The sequence below is a fragment of the Chitinophaga sp. HK235 genome (genome assembly GCF_018255755.1).
In the GTDB taxonomy this organism is placed as follows: domain Bacteria; phylum Bacteroidota; class Bacteroidia; order Chitinophagales; family Chitinophagaceae; genus Chitinophaga.
The window spans coordinates 8,313,539-8,335,339 of the sequence record NZ_CP073766.1; the positions used below are offsets into that span (position 1 = coordinate 8,313,539).

The 21,801-nt window shown below is 47.2% G+C and carries 11 protein-coding genes; 3 read left to right on the top strand and 8 right to left on the bottom strand.

The genetic code is table 11. From position 1 onward, the window contains the following. Window positions 1-4: 4 nt before the first annotated feature. The 5 genes from KD145_RS32115 to KD145_RS32135 are packed head-to-tail and all read right to left on the bottom strand — an operon-like array spanning window position 5 to window position 15,801. Window positions 5-973 carry a 3-oxoacyl-[acyl-carrier-protein] synthase III C-terminal domain-containing protein gene (locus KD145_RS32115; protein WP_212003870.1) on the bottom strand — a complete coding sequence of 323 codons (969 nt, stop codon included), beginning with the start codon at window positions 971-973 and terminating at the stop codon, window positions 5-7. Window positions 974-984: 11 nt separating this feature from the next. Continuing rightward, a complete protein-coding gene (locus tag KD145_RS32120) occupies window positions 985-2,133 on the bottom strand; it encodes an acyl-CoA dehydrogenase family protein (RefSeq protein ID WP_212003871.1) in 1,149 nt (382 codons plus the stop codon). Window positions 2,134-2,136: 3 nt separating this feature from the next. Further along, window positions 2,137-2,394 (bottom strand): acyl carrier protein, encoded by a 258-nt coding sequence (locus tag KD145_RS32125; RefSeq protein WP_212003872.1) that lies wholly within the window; start codon window positions 2,392-2,394, stop codon window positions 2,137-2,139. 44 nt (window positions 2,395-2,438) lie between these two features. Then, window positions 2,439-3,290, bottom strand: a complete 852-nt coding sequence (locus KD145_RS32130; RefSeq protein WP_212003873.1) for a 3-hydroxyacyl-CoA dehydrogenase family protein — start codon at window positions 3,288-3,290, stop codon at window positions 2,439-2,441. A 22-nt stretch (window positions 3,291-3,312) separates the two neighbouring features. Continuing rightward, a complete protein-coding gene (locus KD145_RS32135; protein WP_212003874.1) occupies window positions 3,313-15,801 on the bottom strand; it encodes a non-ribosomal peptide synthetase in 12,489 nt (4,162 codons plus the stop codon). A 969-nt stretch (window positions 15,802-16,770) separates the two neighbouring features. On the opposite strand from KD145_RS32135, the gene KD145_RS32140 reads away from it, so the two are divergent. Further along, window positions 16,771-17,790 carry an NAD(P)-dependent alcohol dehydrogenase gene (locus KD145_RS32140; protein ID WP_212003875.1) on the top strand — a complete coding sequence of 340 codons (1,020 nt, stop codon included), beginning with the start codon at window positions 16,771-16,773 and terminating at the stop codon, window positions 17,788-17,790. A 191-nt stretch (window positions 17,791-17,981) separates the two neighbouring features. Here the strand turns inward: KD145_RS32140 and KD145_RS32145 are convergent, their stop codons facing one another. Beyond that, window positions 17,982-18,989, bottom strand: a complete 1,008-nt coding sequence (locus KD145_RS32145) for a zinc-dependent alcohol dehydrogenase family protein (protein WP_212003876.1) — start codon at window positions 18,987-18,989, stop codon at window positions 17,982-17,984. 196 nt (window positions 18,990-19,185) lie between these two features. Between KD145_RS32145 and KD145_RS32150 the strand changes: the two genes are divergently transcribed. Together KD145_RS32150 and KD145_RS32155 are read left to right on the top strand one after the other, a co-directional pair. Next, a complete protein-coding gene (locus tag KD145_RS32150) occupies window positions 19,186-19,557 on the top strand; it encodes a helix-turn-helix domain-containing protein (RefSeq protein ID WP_212003877.1) in 372 nt (123 codons plus the stop codon). A gap of 64 nt (window positions 19,558-19,621) precedes the next feature. Next, window positions 19,622-20,248: a DUF2306 domain-containing protein gene (locus KD145_RS32155; protein ID WP_212003878.1), complete on the top strand. Its 627-nt coding sequence runs from the start codon at window positions 19,622-19,624 to the stop codon at window positions 20,246-20,248. 88 nt (window positions 20,249-20,336) lie between these two features. On the opposite strand, the gene KD145_RS32160 is transcribed toward KD145_RS32155, so the two are convergent. Further along, the gene (locus KD145_RS32160; protein WP_212003879.1) at window positions 20,337-20,885 is read right to left on the bottom strand and encodes a cupin domain-containing protein; all 549 of its coding nucleotides are present in this window, start codon (window positions 20,883-20,885) and stop codon (window positions 20,337-20,339) included. Window positions 20,886-20,959: 74 nt separating this feature from the next. Further along, window positions 20,960-21,787, bottom strand: a complete 828-nt coding sequence (locus KD145_RS32165) for a helix-turn-helix domain-containing protein (protein ID WP_212003880.1) — start codon at window positions 21,785-21,787, stop codon at window positions 20,960-20,962. Between the last annotated feature and the right edge of the window lie 14 nt (window positions 21,788-21,801).

A 21,801-nucleotide genomic window follows, 5' to 3' on the forward strand; every position in this document is an offset into this window, starting at 1 on the left:
TTGTTTATACTTCCATGAGTACGGAGCTCCACGCGGCTACGGGGCTGTTGTTCATGATCACCACTTTATCCCCTTTGCGGAAAATGCCTGACTCCACGCCTGTCTGGTAATTGAGGAAAATATCTCCGGCACCCAGATGTCCGTACAGGCCAAGGTTCATGGCACAGATAGGAGATATCCTGATATCGAAAGCTGATTCGTAATATTCGTAGGCGCGTGCAGAGATATTCTGCAACATAAAATGATTGACCTGTTCTTTGGCCATGGCATTGCGTTCCAGCAGGGAGTCATTGATTTCACGGAACCGGTTTTTGCTTTCCAATGCCAGTTCGAAACCATATCTTCTTACATCGCTGCAGGTTTCTTTGTACTGTTCGGGTGTTTTGTGCTGGTACTCCAGTTTAAACAGATCCCAGTAGCGACCATTGGTTTGTAACAGCACGTCTGTTATTTTATGCTCGGTGGTCCTGCCTATCAGCGCTGCCACGCCGCCATCACCCATGATGGTAACAGGGTTGCGGAAGCGGTAGCGGGATATCAGTTTGTTGCCGTAGCAGATCAGCACATGGTTGGCCTTGCGGTTGGCAACGAGGAAGTCCCTGGCCAGTTTCAGAGCCATGGAGCTGTCTGCGCAGCCCAGGTTGGCAATGGCAAAGCTGAGGGCATTATTGGCTTTGATATCATACTGCAAGCGGGTGGCTTCAGAGCTGATAAACTGTTCCGGTGTCCTGCTTTGTACGTAGATGATCAGGTCTATGGAAGATGCCTCTGTACCGGTTTCCTGCAACAGCTTTTCACTGGCGCCTCTGGCCAGATCGTAGCTGGTCATCGCTCCTGCATCGTATATGGTGTTGATACCACAGGAAGTAAAATAAGCCAGTTCACTTTCGTCTAGCGTAGTTTTCTCCGGCAGGTTGTGTATGGATACCGGTGTGCCGGGTGTATATGTTCTGATATGTTGGATACCTATCATGCTGAATGGAATTAGAGAATGGTGCTTAAACCGGCGATACTGTGGTCTGCAATCAGTATCTGTTGTATTTCTGAAGAGCCTTCGATGATCTCCATTACTTTGGCATCACGGAAGTACCGCTGGATGGAAATGCTGTCATGGCAGCCCAGGGCTCCATGCAGCTGCACCGCTTCTGCCGCAATATTATTGGCCATGCGGGAGGCGTGATATTTAGCCAGCGACGTTTGTATGATACTGTCGGGATCTTTTTTATCACGCAGGTAGCCGGCATTTCTGCAGAGCAGACTGGCTGCCTTCACTTCCGTGACCATGTTGGCAATTTTTTGTTTGATAAGCTGATGATCTTTCAGTAACTGACCAAACGAACGACGGTTTTTTGCATAGCGGATGCTGTCTTCCAGGCATGCCCTGGCTATACCCAGAGAGCCACATGCCACGCTATACCTGCCATTATCGAGGGCGGTGTTGACGATCTGCTGCAGTCCCCAGCCTTTTCTGCCGAACAGGTTTTCTGCCGGTATATGACAGTTGTCTAAATGGATTTCTCCCAGCATGGAGGCTCTTGTTCCCAGTATGCCTTCCAGTGGCTTCACGGTAAGGCCCGGTGTATCACGTTCTACTAGGAAAGCAGTGATGCCTTGTTCTCCCTGTGCGACAATTACGAACAGATGAGCGGTCTGGGCAAAAGTGATCCACTTTTTTACACCATTCAGCGTATAGCCGTCAGCGGTAGCCTGATAGGTTGTTTTAATACCTGCGGTATCACTGCCTGCATCAGGCTCTGAAAGTCCGAATGCAGCCAGGCTGGTGCCCGTAGCCAGTAATGGCAGCCATTTATCTTTTTGCTCCCGGGTGCCCCAGCGCAACAGGGTTTCGGCGGTGAGCGAAGAATGAACGGTAATAAGGCTGCGGGTAGAAGAACAGGCATACCCTATTTCTTCGTTCAGCAGCCCGTAAGACACCTGATCCATGTTCCGGCCGCCATAAGCCTCCGGAAGGGTGGCGCCGAGATAACCCCTGGCGCCAAGTTTCTGGATCAGTTCCATCGGAATGAAACCCTGTTTATCGTAATCGTTGGCATAAGGCAGCAGGTCTGTTTGTACAAAACTCCTGAACTCCTCTCTGAGGGCCTGCTGCGTATCGGTTAATGCAAGGTTCATTTATTATTTTCCTTTCTTTTTAAGAATAAATGTTTCCATGTTGCTCACACTCCTGAAATTGTCCAGGTTGAGGTCTTCATTTTCTACGGCGATGTCGAAAGATTTTTCCAGGAATACCACCAGTTCCAGTGCAAATAATGAGTTTACCAGTCCGAGCTGAAAGATGTCTTCTGTATCGGCAAACTGAACATCCTGTCCGATGCGTTTCTGAAGAAATTCTCTGATGATTACACGAGGGCCTGCTTGAGTGTGTGTTTCCATTTGTATTGTTGCTTTTGTGGTTAAATAAAAAGTGATTACAGGTATTAGTTCAGATCATATTTGTAAAAACCTTCTTTGGTTTTTCTGCCATGCAGTCCTGCGTCTACCATTTTCTTCAGCAGGGGCGAGGGTCTGAACTTGGTGTCGTTGTAGCTTGCGAAGAGCACATCCAGTGTGTACAGGATGGTGTCCAGGCCAATCAGGTCGGCTGTTTCCAGCGGCCCCATTTTATGACCGAAACATTCCCTGAATATCTTGTCGATATCGGGTACGGTGGCAACACCGTCCTGCAGGCTGAAAATGGCTTCGTTGATGGTGAGCATCAGCACACGGTTGGAGATGAAGCCGGGGAGGTCGTTTACTACTACGCCGGTCATTTTCACGCTGCCCAGCAGTTCCTGTGTGGCGTTGATGGTATCAGGTGTGGTATGATAGCCTCTGATGACTTCCACGGTAGGTTTCAGGTGTACCGGATTCATAAAGTGGATGCCCATTACCTGTTGAGGTTTTTTCAGGAAAGAAGCGAGCCTGGTAACGGAAACAGCGGAAGTGTTTACTGCCAGCAAGGCATGCTCGGCAAGTATATCTTTCAGCTGCCGGTATAAATTTTCTTTCAGCGCGATGTTCTCTGTGATGTTCTCGATAATAAAATCGGCAGCACCTACAGCTTTTAAATCATCTGTAAAAGTTATTTTGTCCAGCACATTTACAGTGCTGGTAGATTTATGCAATATTTTATCCAGGCGCTCAATGTTGCGTATTTCTTTTCTGGCATGTTCGAGGGCTGCCGCTGAATTATCGATCAGCAGGATGTTATAGTCGTACTTGGCAAACTGGTAAGCAACACCCTGGCCCATAACGCCTGCACCGATTACCGCAATTGTCTTGATTGTCATAATTGTTCGTGTATTTTGGTGTTTAAAATTGTACTCGTTTTGCTTTGGACGGCTGTCTCAGCATCGTATGCTGATGTTTGTTGATGGCAGCAGCCTGTTCTTTGATGGTGGGTTTGTCGAACAGGTCGCTGACTTTTAACACATCATCGAATGTTTCTTTGATAAGGCTCAGCATATTGATGATCCGGAGGCTGTTACCACCTATTTCAAAGAAGTTGTCGGTAGTGCTGATGTTACTGGTCTCCAGCACTGTTTCCCATATTTGCAGCATTTTTGACTCTGTATCATTGGCTGGCAGTACCAGGTCCGCTCCATTGTTTTTATGGTCCATATCCGGTTCCGGAAGGGCTTTACGGTCTATTTTCTCATTGCTGGTCAGCGGGAACTTTTCCAGTGTGATAAAATAGTCTGGTACCATATAGGCCGGGAGCGTGATGGCCAGGTAAGCCCGCAGGGCGGTCTGGTCCAGCGGTTGACTGCTGACTACATAGGCGCAAAGGTATTTGTTGCCACTGCGGTCTGTTTTATCAGTTACCAGCGCCTGTTTTATTTCTGGATGTGTCATCAGCCTGGATTCTATCTCTCCCAGTTCAATCCTGAATCCGCGGATTTTTACCTGGTAGTCTTTTCTGCCGATAAAGCCGATATTACCGTCCGGCTGCCATTTGGCGAGGTCGCCTGTTCTATACAGTTTGTGGCCTGGTTCAAAAGGATTGTCTGCAAATTTCTCCAGCGTCAGTTCGGGTTTGTTGAGGTAACCCCTTGCCAGCCCTATGCCTGCAATGCATAACTCGCCGGGCACGCCAACAGGTTGCAGTTGCATATGCTCATTCACGATATAAATACGGGCGTTTCGAATGGGCCTGCCAATCGGGATATTCACTCCCTTCGGATTACCAGGCTGGAAGCCATACCAGGAGCAGGCGACAGCTGCCTCCGTAGGCCCGTACCCGTTAATGATCTCCATACTTTCGTTGAGGGAGATATATAACTGTAGTGTGGTGTCTTTAATAGGTTCCACACCTACATACAGTTTGTTGAGCTGTACCGGAGCGCTGCCTTTGAGTGCCTTGTACAGCGGCTGCAGCAGGGATGGTGGCACATAACAGAAGCTGATTTTTTTGTTGACGATCACATTGGCCAGTGACTGTACATCATACAAATGCTCGCGGTTCACTATCACCAGTTTGGAGCCATGCACCAGTGGAATGAATATTTCCAGGATGCTTACATCAAAGGAAATATTACTGAGACTCAAACATACATCCTCCTGGCCAAATCCGCTGCGGAAGTTGACAGCATTGGATAAAACCGCATTGTGGAAGGAATGTTGTTCAATCATCACCCCTTTAGGTTGTCCGGTGGAGCCGGAAGTATAGATCACATAGGCGAGACTGTCCGGCCGGCGATGAGCAGGCGTAACAATGGCCGTCGTATCGGTTGCCGGCAATTCGTCCAGGAGGATTTTGCGGGCAGCGGAAGGAAGGGTATCCGCCAGTTTACGCTGTGTCAGCACCAGCAGGGCATTACTGTCTTCCAGCATATACCGGATACGATCCTGTGGATAATCCGGGTCAACAGGAAGGAAAGCAGCACCTGCTTTCAGAATGGCCAGCATGGCGGCTATCATGTCTACGGAACGGTCGGAGCACAGGGCTACTATTTTATCAGGGCCACAACCGGCAGCTGTCAGTATGGTTGCCAGGTGGTTGACTTTTTTCTCCAGTTCCCCATAGGTGATCGTTGCCAGATCTGTTTCCACTGCGATATGATCCGGGGTCTGATGTGCATGTTGTTCAAACAGGGAATATACATCCGTTACAGTTCCGGAGAAAGTATCTTTCCTGTCTGAGTTGCTGAATCGTAGTATCTCTTCTTTCTCCGCGGCTGTCATCAGCGTGATGTCTTTTAACAGCAGCTGCGGCTGATGGGTGATCTGTTCGATGATGCGAACAAAATGATCTGCTATCCGGCTGATGGTTTTCTCGGAGAAGAGCCTGGTGGCGTATTCTATATATCCTGTCAATTCATCATCTGCAGTTTCACTGATGTCGAGCGACAGGTCCATCTTCGAAATATTATGTGGCGTAGTAACCGGCCGTAGCTGCATGTCAGCAAATACCGCTTCGTTTTTATTCCCTGGCCGGTAGGTGAACATGTAGTCGAACAGCGGGTTACGGCTCATATCCCGGTTGACTTCAAGATCGTCGAGCAGCTCTTCAAAAGGATAGTCCTGGTTTTCGAAAGCTTTAAGAGAAAGTTCTTTTACCTCCTGCAGGAAAGCAGTAAATGTTTTTTCGGATGCAGGGAAACTCCTCAGCGGCAGCGTATTTACAAACATGCCCAACAGTTCCTGCACATCTGCACTGGACCGGCCGGAAACCGGGGTGCCCACTATCACATCTTCCTGACCACTGTATTTAGACAACAGAATATTATAAGCTGCCAGCATCACCATGAAAGCGGTGGCACCGTTTGTTCTGCCTGTTTCTTTGATGGCGGCGGCAGTATGACGGGGTATGCTGAACCGGAAGATGGCGCCTTCATAGGACTTCACCGGAGGACGTACAAAATCGGTGGGTATATTCAGCAGCGTGGTACCCTGTTCAAACTGTGTCTTCCAGAATGTTTTCAGCGGAAGCACCGCTGTTGATTGCAACCATTGATGTTGCCATACGGCAAAATCCCTGGATTGTACCGCTAACGCCGGTAGTTCAATACCATTATAGCTTGCAGCCAGTTCGCGGAGAAGGTTTTCTACCGCCACGCCGTCTGCAATAATGTGATGCATGTCGGTGAGGAGGTAGTATCTGCCTGCACTGGTTTTGAGTACGCCGGCTCTGAACAGGGGAGCCTGTGAAAGGTCAAATGGTTGTATGAAATCGCGGATAAAGGTATCGCGGGCGCTGTCTTCACAATGGAGTACCGCTACTTCGAAGTCCATTGTTTCCTGGATCTGCTGTATTACATCTCCGTTTTGGATGGAGAAGGAGGTCCGCAGTATCTCATGTCTGTGAACGAGCGTATGTAAGGCTTTTATCAGCTTGTTTACATCCGGTGTTCCTTCCAGTGCATATACTGCTGGTATGTTGTAGGAGATGCCTGCACCACCGATATGATTGATGATAAACAGTCTTTTCTCCGCAGCAGAAGCCGGATAGGAAGGGGCTGCCGGTGCACGTTTGAGGGAACGGTGCACAACAGTGGCGCTCTCATTGATACAGGCTGCGAGGCCGCGTAGGGCAGGAGTGGTGAAAACCTGTCTGATAGAGATAGATACATTAAAATGTTTGTGGATGAGTGCCACCAGTTGCACTGCTTTGAGTGAATGTCCGCCCAGCTCAAAGAAATGGTCGTTTAATCCCACTCTGGGCACGTTCAGTAACTGTGTCCACAATGCGGCCAGTTGTATTTCCGTATCTGTTACAGGCGCCTCATATACAGCGGTAGACAGAATGGTGTCTTCCGGTACAGGCAGCTGTTTACGGTCGATCTTACCGTTTCCGGTGAGAGGGAAACTTTCCAATATGATGAAGAAGGCCGGCACCATATAATCGGGCAGGAATGCGGATAGATGTTGTCGTATGTCCGTTGCCGTAGTTTGCTGGTCCGCTACTACATAGGCACAGAGATATTTATCACCGGAGGCGTCTTCTCTGTCAACGACAAGGGTATCTTTCACCGCCGGATGTGTCATCAGTTTGCTTTCAATCTCGCCCAGTTCAATGCGGAAGCCTCTTATCTTCACCTGATGGTCTATTCTGCCGAGGTATTCGAAGTCTCCATCAGGCAGCATTCTGGCGAGGTCGCCGGAGCGGTATAGCTTTTCTCCTGGCAGATAAGGATGGTTGATAAACCTTTCAGCGGAGAGCTGGGGTTTGTTGAGATAACCTCTTGCCAGACCTGCTCCTGCCACGCACAGCTCACCGGCGGCGCCGGCAGGCACCAGCTTACCATCACGGTCCAGTAACAACAGGGAAAGGGTGGGAATAGGCTTGCCGATATTGCTGGTGTTAAGGTCGATTTCTTTCTGCGTGATATCCTTGTAAGTCACGTGCACAGTGGTTTCTGTGATACCATACATGTTGACCAGTTTACAGCCTGGATATTTTTCTTTCCATCCTTTGAGTTTACCGGGTTTGAGGGCTTCGCCGCCAAATATCACATAACGAAGGTGGAGATCAGCAGCTGGTAACTCCAGTTCTGCTGCCAGCAGATTGTAGAATGCACCAGGTGTCTGGTTCAGTACCGTTACCTGCTGTTGTTTTAAGAGCTGCAGGAAGTCATGCGCATTCTGAGCTGTTGTTTTAGGAATGATGACCAGTTTGCCACCATAAAGCAAAGCACCATACATCTCCCAAACAGAGAAGTCAAAACAGTAGGAGTGGAACAGTGTCCAGGTGTCGTTTTCAGAGAAATCAAACAGGTTCTTATCATTGAACAGCAGCCTTACCACATTACGATGTTCTATCATCGCGCCTTTGGGCTTGCCGGTAGAACCGGAGGTGTAGATGATATAAGCGAGATGCTGTGGCTTTACGGCTACAGGCTTGAACTTCGCCTGGGTAGGCTGATCGATATAGATCGTATCACCGTTATAGTGGTAGTTTTTACGTATATCCGTGTGGGTGAGCAGCAGGGTAGTACCGCTATCTTCCAGCATATAACTGATACGCTCTTCCGGATAGTCTGGATCAATGGGCAGATAGGCCGCGCCGGCTTTTAAGATGCCCAGCATGGCAGGGATCATGTCCATGCCTCTGTGGAGCAACACAGCCACGATAGGGTTTTCAGCCCCATTGGTGGCGCCTTGTACAGCAGCTGCTACCTGATTGGCTTTTTCATTCAGCTCAGCGTAAGTCATCTCCTGGTTATCGAAAACCAGTGCTGTTTTATGCGGAACCTTGGTCACTTGTTCTTCGAAGAAGTGGTGCAGGCAATGTTGTTGCGGATACTGTGCCTGCGTATCGGCATCGCCGGCCAGCAACAGCTGGGCTTCCCGGGCACTTAAGATATTAATGTCTGCAATGTTGCTGTCGGGATGGGCGAGCAGATATTGCAGCAGGTTGGTGTAATGTTGGATGAAAGCCGTTGCGGTGGCTGTGCTGAAGAGATCCGTACTGTATTCCAGATTGAGGGTGATATTGTTGCTGGTCCTGACACCTTCGAGCAGCAAATCGAATTTGCTGGTATCGTAGATATTGACAACAGGCTCCAGTACGGCATTACCGAGTGTCAGGCGGCCGCTGGTATCATGCAGGAAAGAGAACATGGTATCGAACAGCGGATTGCGGCTCATGTCTCTTTTAAGCTGAAGCTGGTCTATCAGTAACTCAAACGGATACTCCTGGTTTTTGAGCGCTTCTACCGTAGTATTACGTACTTCGGAAAGGAATGCGGAGAAGCTTTTATTGCCCTGAGGAAAAGTTCTGATGGCGAGTGTATTAATGAACACGCCCATCACGTTGTCCAGTTCAGCCCTGGTGCGGCCAGCCACTGGTATGCCGGTGATGATATCTTCATTGCCGGCGTATTTGTACAACAACACGTTGTAAGCTGCCAGCATCAGCTGGTTAAGGGTGCATCCCCATTCGAGGCAGCGTTTTTCCAGCAGGGTGGAAGTGTGGGTGTCAATGGAAACCTGTAGTCTTTTTCCATTGAATGTTTTTTGCGCAGGTCTTGGGAAATCCGTTTGCATGCTGAGTACAGGCACTTCGTCTGCAAACTGCTGCAGCCAGTAGTTTGCCTGTTCCCCAATGGCAGGGGAGGCAAGCAGGTCATTCTGCCAGACAGCAAAATCTTTGTACTGGAAGGCTACAGGAGGCAGTGCTTCCCCGTTATACAACCTGGTGAGTTCATCGGTAAATAAGGCTCCGGAAACACCATCAGAGATGATATGGTGCATATCAAACATAAACACCTGCTGTCCTTCTCCGGCGTCGAAGAGCTGCGCTCTCAGTAATGGAGGCTTCGCAAGGTCAAAGAGGCGGATGTTATCACGGACAAGCTGCTCTACTTCCTCCGGTGTGGTTTTCGTATATCCGATACTGAAAGGTAGGGTTGGGTGGATGATCTGCACCGGAGCACCATCCCTCATTTCAAAGGAAGTTCTTAAAGCCTCATGTCTTTCTATCAGAGATTTAAAACATTGTTCCAGTCGCTGGATATCTACCTGCCCTTTGATGCGGAAAACGCCGGGTATGTTGTAACTGTTGCTGGCTCCTTCGATCTGATGCAACAGGAATAAACGTTTCTGGGAAGAAGACTGCGGATAAAACGCTTGTATAGGCGCCGGCGTAATCGAGGTAGTATATGTTTTTTGTTGCTGGTCAATGAATGCAGCCTGCTCTTTGACGGTAGCTTTCCTGAAAAAGACGTCCAGTGGCAGATTTACCTGGAAGGTTTTGAAAATCCCTGCTACTGCGTTGACTGCTTTGAGTGAATGTCCGCCCAGTTCAAAGAAATGGTCGTTTAATCCTACTCTGGGCACGTTCAGCAGCTGCATCCACAAGGCGGCCAGTTGTTTCTCCGTACCTGTTACAGGCGCTTCATAGGTGGCGGTGGACAGAATGGTGTCTTCCGGCACAGGCAACTGTTTGCGGTCTATTTTACCGTTTCCGGTGAGGGGGAAACTTTCCAATATAATGAAGAAGGCCGGTACCATGTAATCGGGCAGGAATGCGGACAGGTGTTGTCGTAGATCCGTGGCCGTAGTCTGTTGATCCGCTACCACATAGGCACAGAGGTATTTATCTCCGGAGGGGTCTTCCCTGTCAACGACGAGGGTGTCCTTCACTGCCGGATATGTCATCAGTTTGCTTTCAATCTCACCCAGTTCAATACGGAAGCCTCTTATCTTCACCTGATGGTCTATTCTGCCGAGGTATTCAAAGTCTCCATCCGGCAGCATTCTGGCGAGGTCGCCGGAGCGGTACAGCTTTTCATTGGGTAGATAAGGGTGGTTGATAAACCTTTCAGCGGAGAGCTGGGGTTTGTTGAGATAACCTCTTGCCAGTCCTGCCCCTGCCACGCACAGCTCACCGGCAGCGCCGGCTGGCACCAGTTTACCATCACGGTCCAGTAACAACAGGGAAAGGGTGGGAATAGGCTTGCCGATATTGCTGGTGTTAAGGTCGATTTCTTTTTGCGTGATATCCTTGTAAGTCACGTGCACGGTAGTTTCTGTGATACCGTACATGTTGACCAGTTTGCAGCCTGGATATTTTTCTTTCCATCCTTTGAGTTTGCCGGGTTTGAGGGCTTCGCCGCCAAATATCACATAACGAAGATGGAGATCGGCGCCTGGGAGCTCCAGTTCTGCTGCCAGCAGATTGTAGAATGCACCAGGTGTCTGGTTCAGTACTGTTACCTGCTGCTGTTTCAAAAGCTGCAGGAAATCATGCGCATTCTGGGCCGTAGTTTTAGGAATGATGACCAGTTTGCCTCCATAAAGCAAGGCTCCATACATCTCCCAAACAGAGAAGTCGAAACAATAGGAATGGAAGAGTGTCCAGGTATCGTTTTCAGAGAAGTCAAACAGGTTCTTATCATTGAACAGCAGCCTTACCACATTGCGATGTTCTATCATCACGCCTTTGGGCTTGCCGGTAGAGCCGGAGGTGTAGATGATATAAGCGAGGTGCTGTGGCTTTACGGCTACAGGCTTGAACTTCGCCTGGGTAGGCTGATTGATATAAATCGTATGGCCGTCATAGTGATAGTTCTTACGTATATCCGTGTGGGTGAGCAGGAGGGTAGTACCGCTATCTTCCAGCATATAACTGATGCGCTCTTCCGGATAATCCGGATCAATGGGCAGATAAGCTGCACCGGCTTTTAAGATGCCCAGCATGGCAGGGATCATGTCCATGCCTCTGTGGAGCAATACGGCTACGATAGGGTTTTCAGCCCCTTTGGTGGCGGCTTGTACAGCGGCTGCTACCTGGTTAGCTTTCTCATTGAGTGCTGCATAAGTCATCTCCTGGTTGTCGAAAACCAGCGCTGTTTTATGCGGAATCCTGGTCACCTGTTCTTCGAAGAAGTGGTGCAGGCAATGTTGTTGCGGATACTGTGCCTGTGCATCAGCATCGCCGGCCAGCAACAGCTGGGTTTCCTGAGTGCTTAAGATATTGATGTCTGCAATGTGGCTGTCGCGGTGGGCGAGCAGATATTGCAGCAGGTTGGTGTAATGCTGAAGGAGAGCCGCGGCGGTGGCTGCACTGAAAAGATCGGTGCTGTATTCCAGGTTAAGCGTGATCGTGCTACTGGTTCTGATACCTTCGAGCAGTAAATCGAATTTGCTGGTATCGTAGATGTTGGCAGCAGGCTCCAGTACGGCATTACCAAGTATCAGTCGGGCATCGGCATCATGCAGGAAAGAGAACATGGTATCGAACAGCGGATTGCGGCTCATGTCTCTTTTGAGCTGGAGCTGGTCTATCAGTAACTCAAACGGATACTCCTGGTTTCTGAGTGCCTCCAACGAGGTATTACGTACTTCGGAAAGGAATGCAGAGAAGGTTTTGCTGCCCTGGGGGTAAGTTCTGATGGCGAGTGTGTTGATGAACACGCCTATCATTTTATCCAGTTCTGCCCGGGTACGGCCGGCCACGGGTATGCCGGTGATGATATCTTCATTGCCGGCGTATTTGTACAACAGTACGTTATAAGCCGCCAGCAGCAACTGGTTAAGGGTACATCCCCATTCGATACAGCGTTTTTCCAACAACGTGGTTGTATGAGCATCAATGGAAACCTGTATCCTTTTCCCATTGTAAGTTTTTTTAGTGGGTCTGGGAAAATCGGTCTGCATGCTGAGTACAGGCACTTCGTCTGCAAACTGCTGCAGCCAGTAGTTTTCCTGTTCCCTGATAGCAGGGGTGGCCAGCAGGTCATTCTGCCAGACAGCAAAATCCTTATACTGGAAGGCTACAGGAGGCAATTCTTCCCCATTATACAACCTGGTCAGCTCATCGCTAAACAGGGCCGCAGAAACACCATCAGAGATGATATGGTGCATATCAAACAGGAACATCTGCTGTCCTTCTCCTGCATCGAACAGTTGGGCTCTCAGCAGTGGCGGCTTCGCAAGGTCAAAGAGGCGGATGCTATCGCGGACAAGCTGCTCCACTTCGTCCGGCGTTGTTTTCGTGTAGCCGATACTGAAAGGTACGGCCGGGTGAATGATCTGCACCGGAACACCATCCTTCATTTCAAAGGAAGTTCTTAATGCTTCATGTCTTTCTATCAGTGATTTAAAGCATTGTTCCAGCCGCTGAATATCCACCTGTCCATTGATGCGGAAAACGCGGGGTATGTTGTAACTGTTGCTGGATCCTTCAATCTGGTGTAACAGAAATAAACGTTTCTGGGAAGAAGACTGTGGGTAGTAGTCGCTTTCAGGTGCTTTGGTGATTTCTGCAACGGTTGTCGTCTCATGTGTATCCAGCAAGGCTGCCACGTCTTTCAGGCGGGCAGCACGAAATACCTCACTGAATACCAGCCGGATGCCGGTTTGTTTATATAGGTTGTTGATGAACTGTCCTACTTTCAGACTGTGCCCGCCCAGCTGGAAGAAGTTATCCGTTGCACTGATATGAGACACGCGCAGCAGATCCTGCCATATAGCGGCCACGAGTTTTTCGTTGTCGGTTCCCGGCGCCAGGTACTCTTTGGTTTCTTTCTGCTGTACAGTGCTTAATAAGGCTCTTTTATCCACTTTCCCGTTGATGGTGAGTGGGATCTCCTCTACCAGCATTATCCTGTCGGGAATCATGAAATGGGGGAGTTTTTCTCCCAGGAAAGTATACAGGGCATCAGTAGTGACATCGCCTTGCGGTACTACAAATGCATACATGCTTTTTTCATTGGAGCTCCATTCCTTTACTACCACAGCTGTATTTTGCACGCCTTCATGCAGTATCAGTGTCGTTTCTATCTCACCTGGCTCAATACGATGTCCTCTTATCTTTACCTGATCATCGGTCCGTCCCAGGTATTCAATATTGCCGTTGGAAAGCCATCTGCCTATATCTCCGCTTTTGTATAGTAATGCATCCTGGTGGAAGGGGGAAGGAATAAACTTCTCAGCAGTTAGTGTCGGATTGTTCAGATAGCCTTTGGCCAGTCCAATACCGGCAATGTACATTTCGCCGGGTACGCCATAAGGTAATATCTGCCGGAACTGATCGAGGATAAACACCTGCATATTACCGATCGCTTTCCCGATGGATACATTGGTACTGGTATTACTGTCTTCCCTGTACAGGGTAGTGCAGATGGAACACTCCGTAGGTCCGTAGACGTTAAAGTATTCCTGATCATCGCGCAGGTGCAGTTCTGATCTGGGAATGGCTGCTTCTCCTCCGGTAAGTAGCCTTTTTACTTTTTCCAGGCTGGATTTGGGCAGATTGCGCAGATATGAAGGAGGTAATACTAACGCTGCAATGGATTTTTCGTGCAGGAAAGCGCCGAAGCGGTCAAAATCCGTAATGATGTCTTTGGAGGCGGGAAGCAGTGCAGCGCCGGAAAACAGCGGCATGAATATTTCTATCACAGAGCCATCAAAAGACAAGGAAGCGAACTGAAGACAATTTTCACCAGGATTTATCCTGATCTGTTTTAAATGTTCCTTCACTGTATTCACTACGCCTCTATGCCTGATAACAGCCCCTTTGGGCTTACCGGTGGAACCGCTTGTGTAGATGATATAGCTGGTATCTTCGGCGGTGTTAACGGACAGCGGATTGGTATCATCTTCTCCGGCATAAGGTGTTTTATCTATATGCAATACAGCTCCCTGCCATGCAGGTATTTCAAAGTTGCTTTCTGTTATCAGCAGTTGGGTACCGGAATCTTCCAGTGTAAATTTTATACGCTCCTCCGGATAGGCTGGATCAATGGGCAGATAAGCAGCACCTGCCTTTAATATACCCAGTATCGTAATAATAGCCCTATCTGATTTCGGAATCATAAAGGCCACCACTTCATTAGGCTTTACCTTATAGGTATTGCGGAGATAATGTGCCAGCGAGTTGACGGTTGCATTGAGTGCAGCATAGGTATATTGTTTGCCTTCAAATTCCAGGGCAAGGTGGTTGGGGTAAGTGCTGACTGTTTGTTCAAAATGTGTTACCAATGTGCCGTGATAAGTAGTCTTAACAGGCGCTGGTTGTGTTAAAGCAGCCTTTGTTGCTGATGTTGTGAGGGATATCTGATCAATCACCTGCTCCGGCTTCTGCAGCAGTGTGGTCAGCAGCTGTTGCAACTGCTCCATAAACTGCTCCATATAAAATTCATCCCAGTAGCCGATGTTAAAGTCCACGTCTACCTTTATATCATCATCTGATTGGCATTCCCTCACGAAAATGGCGACAGGGTTTTTTTCTTCGTAATGCGACATTGGAACAGTAGCGGTTTTATGACCATTGAAGGGGACGCTATAGTTCTGTTTTTCGAAGGAGAGCGAAATATCGAAAAGTGATAAACGGCCGGGATCTTTAGCATTCACTATCCTGGTAATCTCATCAATGGGAAACTGCTGATGTTTGAAGTCTTCGCGGAAAGCATCCCTGATCAGCGGCAGTAGCTGCCGGAACGTGAGAGCGGTGTCAAAGTTCATCCGGAAAGGCAGCATGCCTACGAAATTACCGAGGATATGCAGGAAGGAGGGTTTATACCTGTTCATGACAGGTACCCCAATGATAAGGTCATTTACCTGATGGGTTTTGGAAAACCAGGTATAGAATACGCCCAGGAAAAACTGAAAAGTAGTGACTTGATTTTCCGCAGCAAACTGACGTATAGCCTGATAGAAATCCTTATCGAGCACCATGGATTTGCGGACGCTTTTGAGCAACAGCGCTTCCTTCTTTTCATCCCTGATACCTGCATCCAGCACGGGCGGCGCTGTCGCAAACCTTTGCAGCCAGTATAACTCGTCCTGTTTGAATGATGGGGACTGCGTATATGCTTCATCTTCCCTGATAAATTCGGTGTAGGAGTGAGGGCTTTCAAGAGGTACGGATTCGCCTTTTACCAGCATCTCGTAGATGGCTGCCAGCTTGGTTACCAGCAGGGAGGCGCCCCATCCGTCCATCATGGTATGATGTATTTTGGTGTACCAGCAGTAGAGATCGTCTGATTGTTTCAGTAATGCAAAAAAATAAAGTTTGTTTTCCGCGTAGGGAAGCGGTACTGTACTTTCTGTGCTCATCCAGTCGAAACATTGCTGGTGGCTGTTTTGCTGCCCCGAATAATCCAGGAATGTAACAGGGTAAGTGAATGACGGATCATGTGGTGGCATGTCCAGATATGGAATGGCATCTGTTTCGTGGAAAGCAGAACGGATTACATCGTTTTGTGCAATCAGCAGGTTGATGGCTTTCTCAAACAATACAACATCCACACTTCCATGTATATACGTACAAGTACATACATTGTATATAGCAGATTGAGGGAATAATTTCTGATCAAACCAGATCACTCTTTGGTTAGCAGGAAGCAAAAACATAGTTTAACAATTTGAGGCAATTACTTTAATGGTAACCGGTGATGCTGAACTGGCAAGAGTTCAGCATCGGGTATGGATATTTTAAAAAGATGGCATTCACTAAAAGTGAGGACTTCACACTTTTTTCATTGATACTATCGTTCAGAAAACAGGGCATAGATTGACCTGAAAGCAGGGGGTATTCACAATGCCCGCTTTCCTGATTACTATGTTTGAAAAGGCTGTATCGCTGGTGTCCGTTTTATGGCATATTTATTACGGTGTCTTCTGCATAAAAACAAAAAACAATCCGTGCCACAGCGCTGGTCTCCGGCAATTATAAAATCTAACAAGGTAACTTTTTCAAATGGGTATTACAGGACCATCTGTTTTTCTTTGATCGGTTGCACAAACAGCCTTATTTTGTTTCGTTTAAAACAAAATGGGGGCATAACTAATCCTCTGTAGTAGTATATGTATCAGGTTGTTACTAGCATATAACAGACTCAATACAAAAAGAAAAATGGATACTGAGGGTTCTGGATTACCAGGTCTTTAGTTTCATTTCTAGTTATTTTAAGAATAAGTGTTTTTCATTAGTGTAAGTTGACTTTTATGACAAAGTTGGCAATGACAATCAACTGCTTTTGTGTTTTTTTAATTAACGCACACTAATAAGTGGATAGTATTCGATCGATTGCTTAAAGTTAGATAACTTTTTTAATTGAAAAAAAAATTTTCAGATGAATCCATAATGATTAGAAAATTCTAATGATCAAAGACAATTGTTGTAAAGCTTTCGTAAGAATGTTAAAAAATTTTGAACATTTACAAAGAGATCTGCGTAATACTTTTTCAGCTTATTTATATATGAAGGTCAGGAACAAATTCTGAACTACATCGTACAGCAGGACGAATAGGTTCATGCACATTTGTTTCGGATGTCCTTCCTTCTTCTGTTTAAAACCGATTACTTAAAACCTGAAAAAAATGAGTATGATAAACGCATGGGCAGCAAAGTCTGCAAAAGGAAAATTTGAGCCTTATCAGTATGATCCGGGGCCTATTGGTCCGGAGGAAGTGGATGTTGAAGTAGAATATTGTGGTGTTTGCCATTCAGATCTGTCGATGTGGGATAATGAATGGGGAATAACTACCTATCCTTTTGTTCCGGGGCATGAAGCGATTGGAAAAGTGGTTGCTTTAGGGGAAATCGCCAGGGAAAAGGGTCTGAAGCCGGGTCAGCGTGTTGGAGTGGGCTGGAATGCCTATAGTTGTCTTTATTGTGATAATTGTTTGAAAGGAGAGCAGCAGTTATGTACAACTGTACAGCCTACTATTGTAGCGCATCATGGAGCATTTGCTCAACAGGTTCGGAGTCATTGGGTATGGGCTGTACCTGTTCCGGAGGGAGTGGATCCTTCTTCTGCAGGGCCGCTGCTTTGCGGCGGCATCACGGTTTTCTCTCCCCTGATTGACCGGAACATCGTACCCACCGATAAAGTGGGCGTATTTGGCATCGGAGGTTTAGGTCATATGGCTATAAAATTCATGAAGGCATGGGGATGTGAAGTAACAGCCTTTACCTCCAGCAGTAAAAAGTATGAAGAAGCCCGTGCATTCGGTGCAGCGCATGCAGTGTCCAGTACAGATGCTGAACAACTGAAGCAACTGTCCGGTACTTTTGATTTTATCGTGATTGCTGTTAATGTTTCATTAGATTGGGAGAATATTATCTCACTCTTAAAACCAGGCGGTAAACTGCATTTGGTGGGCGCAGTGACGGAACCTATACCCGTCCACGCGATGTCTCTCATCCTGGGAAAAAAGGAAATTTCCGGTTCTCCTACAGGGAGCCGGAGCCAGATAGACCAGATGTTCCGCTTTGCGGAACATCATAAGATAATGCCTAAGGTAGAACATTTCCCCATGAGCAGGATTAATGAGGCAATGGAACATCTCAGGGCGGGAAAAGCAAATTACCGGATTGTATTGGATGCTGATTTTTAGTTTATCCGATACCGTTAGTATTAGTGCCTTGCATTTAACTATCCAGTAAAATCTTCAGCAGTTGTTCATGGTTGTTGAGGAACCGGTGTGATATCTGACTCGCCAATATAGGGAATTAGAGCGTCCTTAGTGTATCCTGACACACTAAGGACGTTCCTGAAATTGATAGCCAGAATAAGAGGAGAGAAAATTCACAAGCCACCTTCATGCGCAATAACTACTTTCCCGGTAGTGCGCCCGCTTTCAGCGTATTCATGCGCTGCCGCAATCTGAGAAAAGGGGAATATGCGGTCAATATATGGTTTTACTTGTCCGGCTTCTACCAGTGCTGTGATATGATCTAATGTGCTGCCGAGTTGTTGCTGCCCTGTTGTGTCATTAAAAAGAAAAGGCGTAATCATATGTACCGCATGGAAGCTGAGTGCTTTTTGGTGCAGTATGGAGATGTCCAGTGTGGTCAGGGCCAGGATGGTGACGATGGTTCCCCTTACCTTCGCCAGCGTGAAGCTGTTGAGGAGGTTGTCATTTCCTACCATATCGATCACCATATCAAAGCCTTCCCCATTTGTATGTTGCGCGATCATGTCTTCGATACTGGTACGGGTGTAATCAATAGTATGATCGGCTCCCAATGCCTGGACGATATCGGCTTTTTCCTGGCTGGAAACAGTGGCAAAGACTTCTGCCCCTGCAATGCTGGCAAGTTGCACCGCTATATGTCCTACGCCACCCGCGGCACCATATATCAATACCCGCTGGCCTGGTTGGATATTACCCTTTTCAAATACAGTCTGATAAGCAGTGATGCCCACTAATGGAAGGGCTGCTGCCTGGGCAAAATCAAGGTTTTGTGGCATGCGGGCAAACAGGGTACTGTCTCCCTTCACGAATTCGCCCAGTGCACCGCTCCGGTCTAAAAAACCGCCGATACATCCATATACACGGTCGCCCACCTTAAACCGCTTTTCATCGGGGCCTACCTGCGCCACCACGCCAGCTACATCGCCATGCAGGACCGCCGGAAAAGCAGTTATTAAATGCGGTAGATACCCGCCACGTATTTTATAGTCTATTGGATTCACGGAGGTGGCCATCACGTTTACCAGTATCTCTCCTGATGAAAGCACAGGCATAGGGGTTTCTATGGTTTCAAATACGTCTTTGGCCTGTCCGTAGCGCTTTATTACTATTGTTTTCATGATTATTATTTTCAGCTATCAAAATTCGGGAAGCCAATCTTTTCAGCGTGGTAACCATTTTATATTTAACAGTAATATCTTTGGACAACATAATGGTGTAAAGAATCCGGAAAGATATCCTTAGCTTTATCTATTGCCGGATTACCGGATTACCGGACCGATAGATGAGTACATTTATTTTAAAACCTACTGCAGCATGTTTACATACGAACGCAAAATACCATTGGACCTTGATTGCGGCATCACCGTATACACGAAGGTACTGGGCGCTAAATGGAAGCCCTGTATCGTTGATATGATTCATAAAGGTTATCAGCGTCCCAGCGAAATACACCGGCTGATAAAAGAAGCCTCGCCACGCGTGCTGGATATGCAACTCAGAGAGCTGGAAGCCTTAGGTGTGGTACAGAAAAACATACAGCCTGGTTTCCCACTGCGGGCTAATTACACTTTAACCGCTCTGGGGCTCTCACTGGTACCTGTTATTGAAGTGATCGATAACTGGGGTAAGGAGCACAGGGAAGAAGTAAAACAAGCCGTTGCTAACGCCGGTGCCTATACTGAATAATTTTTCGGTTATTGACTCCTGTTGCTCAGATACGGAATTTTGTTCCCATAAATTCGTATTCAACATGAGTAAGATGATGGCTGGTGGCCCGTTAACGTTAAAAGATTTGATTTATTTCCTACTGTGGCTGGGTATTCTGTACATTACCTGGACCTTTATGCATACCGCCGATGGATACCTCCGACTAACACCGGAGGCACTGGGTAAATATTTCCCGGTCAAGTGGTTTCTCCTGATGCATATTACTGCCGGCGGTGGTGCGCTGGTGCTGGGCCCGTTCCAATTCTCGAAGCGGTTACTGCAAAACAAGAAGCTGCATCGTGTGATCGGATATCTTTATCTACTGGCTATCCTGGCCAGCAGTATCTGCGCGGTAGTACTGGCTGCTACCACGGCTTATGCGATCAACTGGGCCTACGCCTTCTCCCTGCAGGTGTGGGTGTCTGTATGGATTACCACCACCTTTGTAGCCTGGTGGCTGGCTGTAAGAGGGCTGTACAAGCAGCATAAAGACTGGATGATCAGAAGTTATCTTGTTACGCTGGCATTTGTAGTATCGGGGCTGGCGCTGAAAATGCCTGTAGTGCAGCGACTGGGCGATTTTGCAGACATTGGTCCTACCTTCTTTTGGCTGGGATGGTCGTTGCCCTTGTATGCCTATGAGCTGATTAAAGGGATGAAACCCCGATGATATTCCCGGCGGATAGATTACATAAGAGGACGTCTCAAAAGTAAATGTGAGGTCCTCTTATGTTTTAGGTAACAACTCATTACTTTATTTATAAGCTTAAAGGAGGCCCAATATGCCTGATGCCATGCTTTAAGGCAAGTTTATTGATCTCCTCCTCGGTAGGCGCTTTCAAATCATTTACTTCTTTAAAAAAATCCTCCAGCTCACCCGCAGGGCTGACGGTATAAATCAGTCTTCCGTTCTCTGACAGCTGCAGCCATTGGTGAGGGATGTTTCTCGGCAAAAAGATAGTATCTCCTGCCTCTAATTCACTACTCGTTTCACCACAAACAAAACGGTATTTCCCTTCCAACACAGTAAAAAATTCATCCTGATGATAATGCACATGCAATGGCGTACCGACTTTGCCGTAGCCTGTAAATAAAAACACCGCCAATTGGTTGTTGGTATCGTGCCTTGAAATCACCACATCATTAGGATGTGCGCCCATGTATTTCATCATAGGCTGGCCCGAACGGTTGTTGCCTGCACGAACAATGAATGTTGGCGCCATGCTGTTGGTATTCATTGCTATTTTGCCAAAAGCAATAGCAGGCATCGCAGCAAGTGAAGTCTGTAAAAATTGTTTTCGTTGCATACCTGAAAAATTTACAACACAAATCTAATTTCAGGTAGAATAAATGTAGTGGTAAAAACCGGACGTTTTTATTATCATATTTCTACATCTCCCAAAGCGCGTTCAGGAGCATTATTATCTATTTCGAAAAACTGCGCAGGCGTCTTGCCGGTGAATTCTTTATATTCTTTTGCCAAATGCTGATAATCATGATAACCGCAATGCAGTGCTATCGAAAGCCAGTCCTTTCGGGAGAAACGGTTCTTCATACGAAAAGCTCTGTCGAAGCGGATAAGCTGCAAAAACTGTTTAGGTGGCATGCCTATTCGCTCTTTAAATTTCCGGTCAACCTGTCGGTGAGAAAGACAAGCTGTTTTCAAAAATTTATCCACTGAAAACAATTCTTCCTCACGAAGCATCTGTATACTGATGTCATCAACAGGATGTTTAACAATTTTAGTTTTTTTGATGAAGTCGGTCAGGAATTTCTCAATAACATCAATCATTGCAGCATAGCTCTTGGCGTAAAACAACTGTTCATTTATCAGATGAATATTTTTTCCCAAAATATCTTCGGCGTCCATATACTTGTTTACCAAATATTCAGATGGGATATTAGTGAGTTGATGAAATCCTCCTGGTTGAAAAATAACTTGCAGGCACAAAAATTCGTTACCAGGATAACGATGGATTAGCTTGGAGTGTTGCCCCATCATAATAACTTTCTTCTTTCCAATAACCAGCCCTGAATCAGGATATTGAGCGGTTTCCATATCTTTTGGAAAAAATTGCAGGCAGTACTCCGGCCGTGGCGGGTATACTTTGCATGGAACTACAAAGCCGTCGGGAAAGCGAAAATCAACAATCCTGTATAGCCTGACATAATCAGATAAAAATAAACCTGGCTTGACGTCGAAAATCATTGGGGTCGAATTTG

What these genes read in the sequence shown, in the direction of transcription:
- KD145_RS32120 (WP_212003871.1), bottom strand. Translation starts at nt 2,133, where the DNA reads ATGAACCTTGCATTAACCGATACGCAGCAGGCCCTCAGAGAGGAGTTC.
- KD145_RS32165 (WP_212003880.1), bottom strand. Translation starts at nt 21,787, where the DNA reads ATGATTTTCGACGTCAAGCCAGGTTTATTTTTATCTGATTATGTCAGG.
- KD145_RS32125 (WP_212003872.1), bottom strand. Translation starts at nt 2,394, where the DNA reads ATGGAAACACACACTCAAGCAGGCCCTCGTGTAATCATCAGAGAATTT.
- KD145_RS32115 (WP_212003870.1), bottom strand. Translation starts at nt 973, where the DNA reads ATGATAGGTATCCAACATATCAGAACATATACACCCGGCACACCGGTA.
- KD145_RS32140 (WP_212003875.1), top strand. Translation starts at nt 16,771, where the DNA reads ATGAGTATGATAAACGCATGGGCAGCAAAGTCTGCAAAAGGAAAATTT.
- KD145_RS32150 (WP_212003877.1), top strand. Translation starts at nt 19,186, where the DNA reads ATGTTTACATACGAACGCAAAATACCATTGGACCTTGATTGCGGCATC.
- KD145_RS32155 (WP_212003878.1), top strand. Translation starts at nt 19,622, where the DNA reads ATGAGTAAGATGATGGCTGGTGGCCCGTTAACGTTAAAAGATTTGATT.
- KD145_RS32135 (WP_212003874.1), bottom strand. Translation starts at nt 15,801, where the DNA reads ATGTTTTTGCTTCCTGCTAACCAAAGAGTGATCTGGTTTGATCAGAAA.
- KD145_RS32130 (WP_212003873.1), bottom strand. Translation starts at nt 3,290, where the DNA reads ATGACAATCAAGACAATTGCGGTAATCGGTGCAGGCGTTATGGGCCAG.
- KD145_RS32145 (WP_212003876.1), bottom strand. Translation starts at nt 18,989, where the DNA reads ATGAAAACAATAGTAATAAAGCGCTACGGACAGGCCAAAGACGTATTT.
- KD145_RS32160 (WP_212003879.1), bottom strand. Translation starts at nt 20,885, where the DNA reads ATGCAACGAAAACAATTTTTACAGACTTCACTTGCTGCGATGCCTGCT.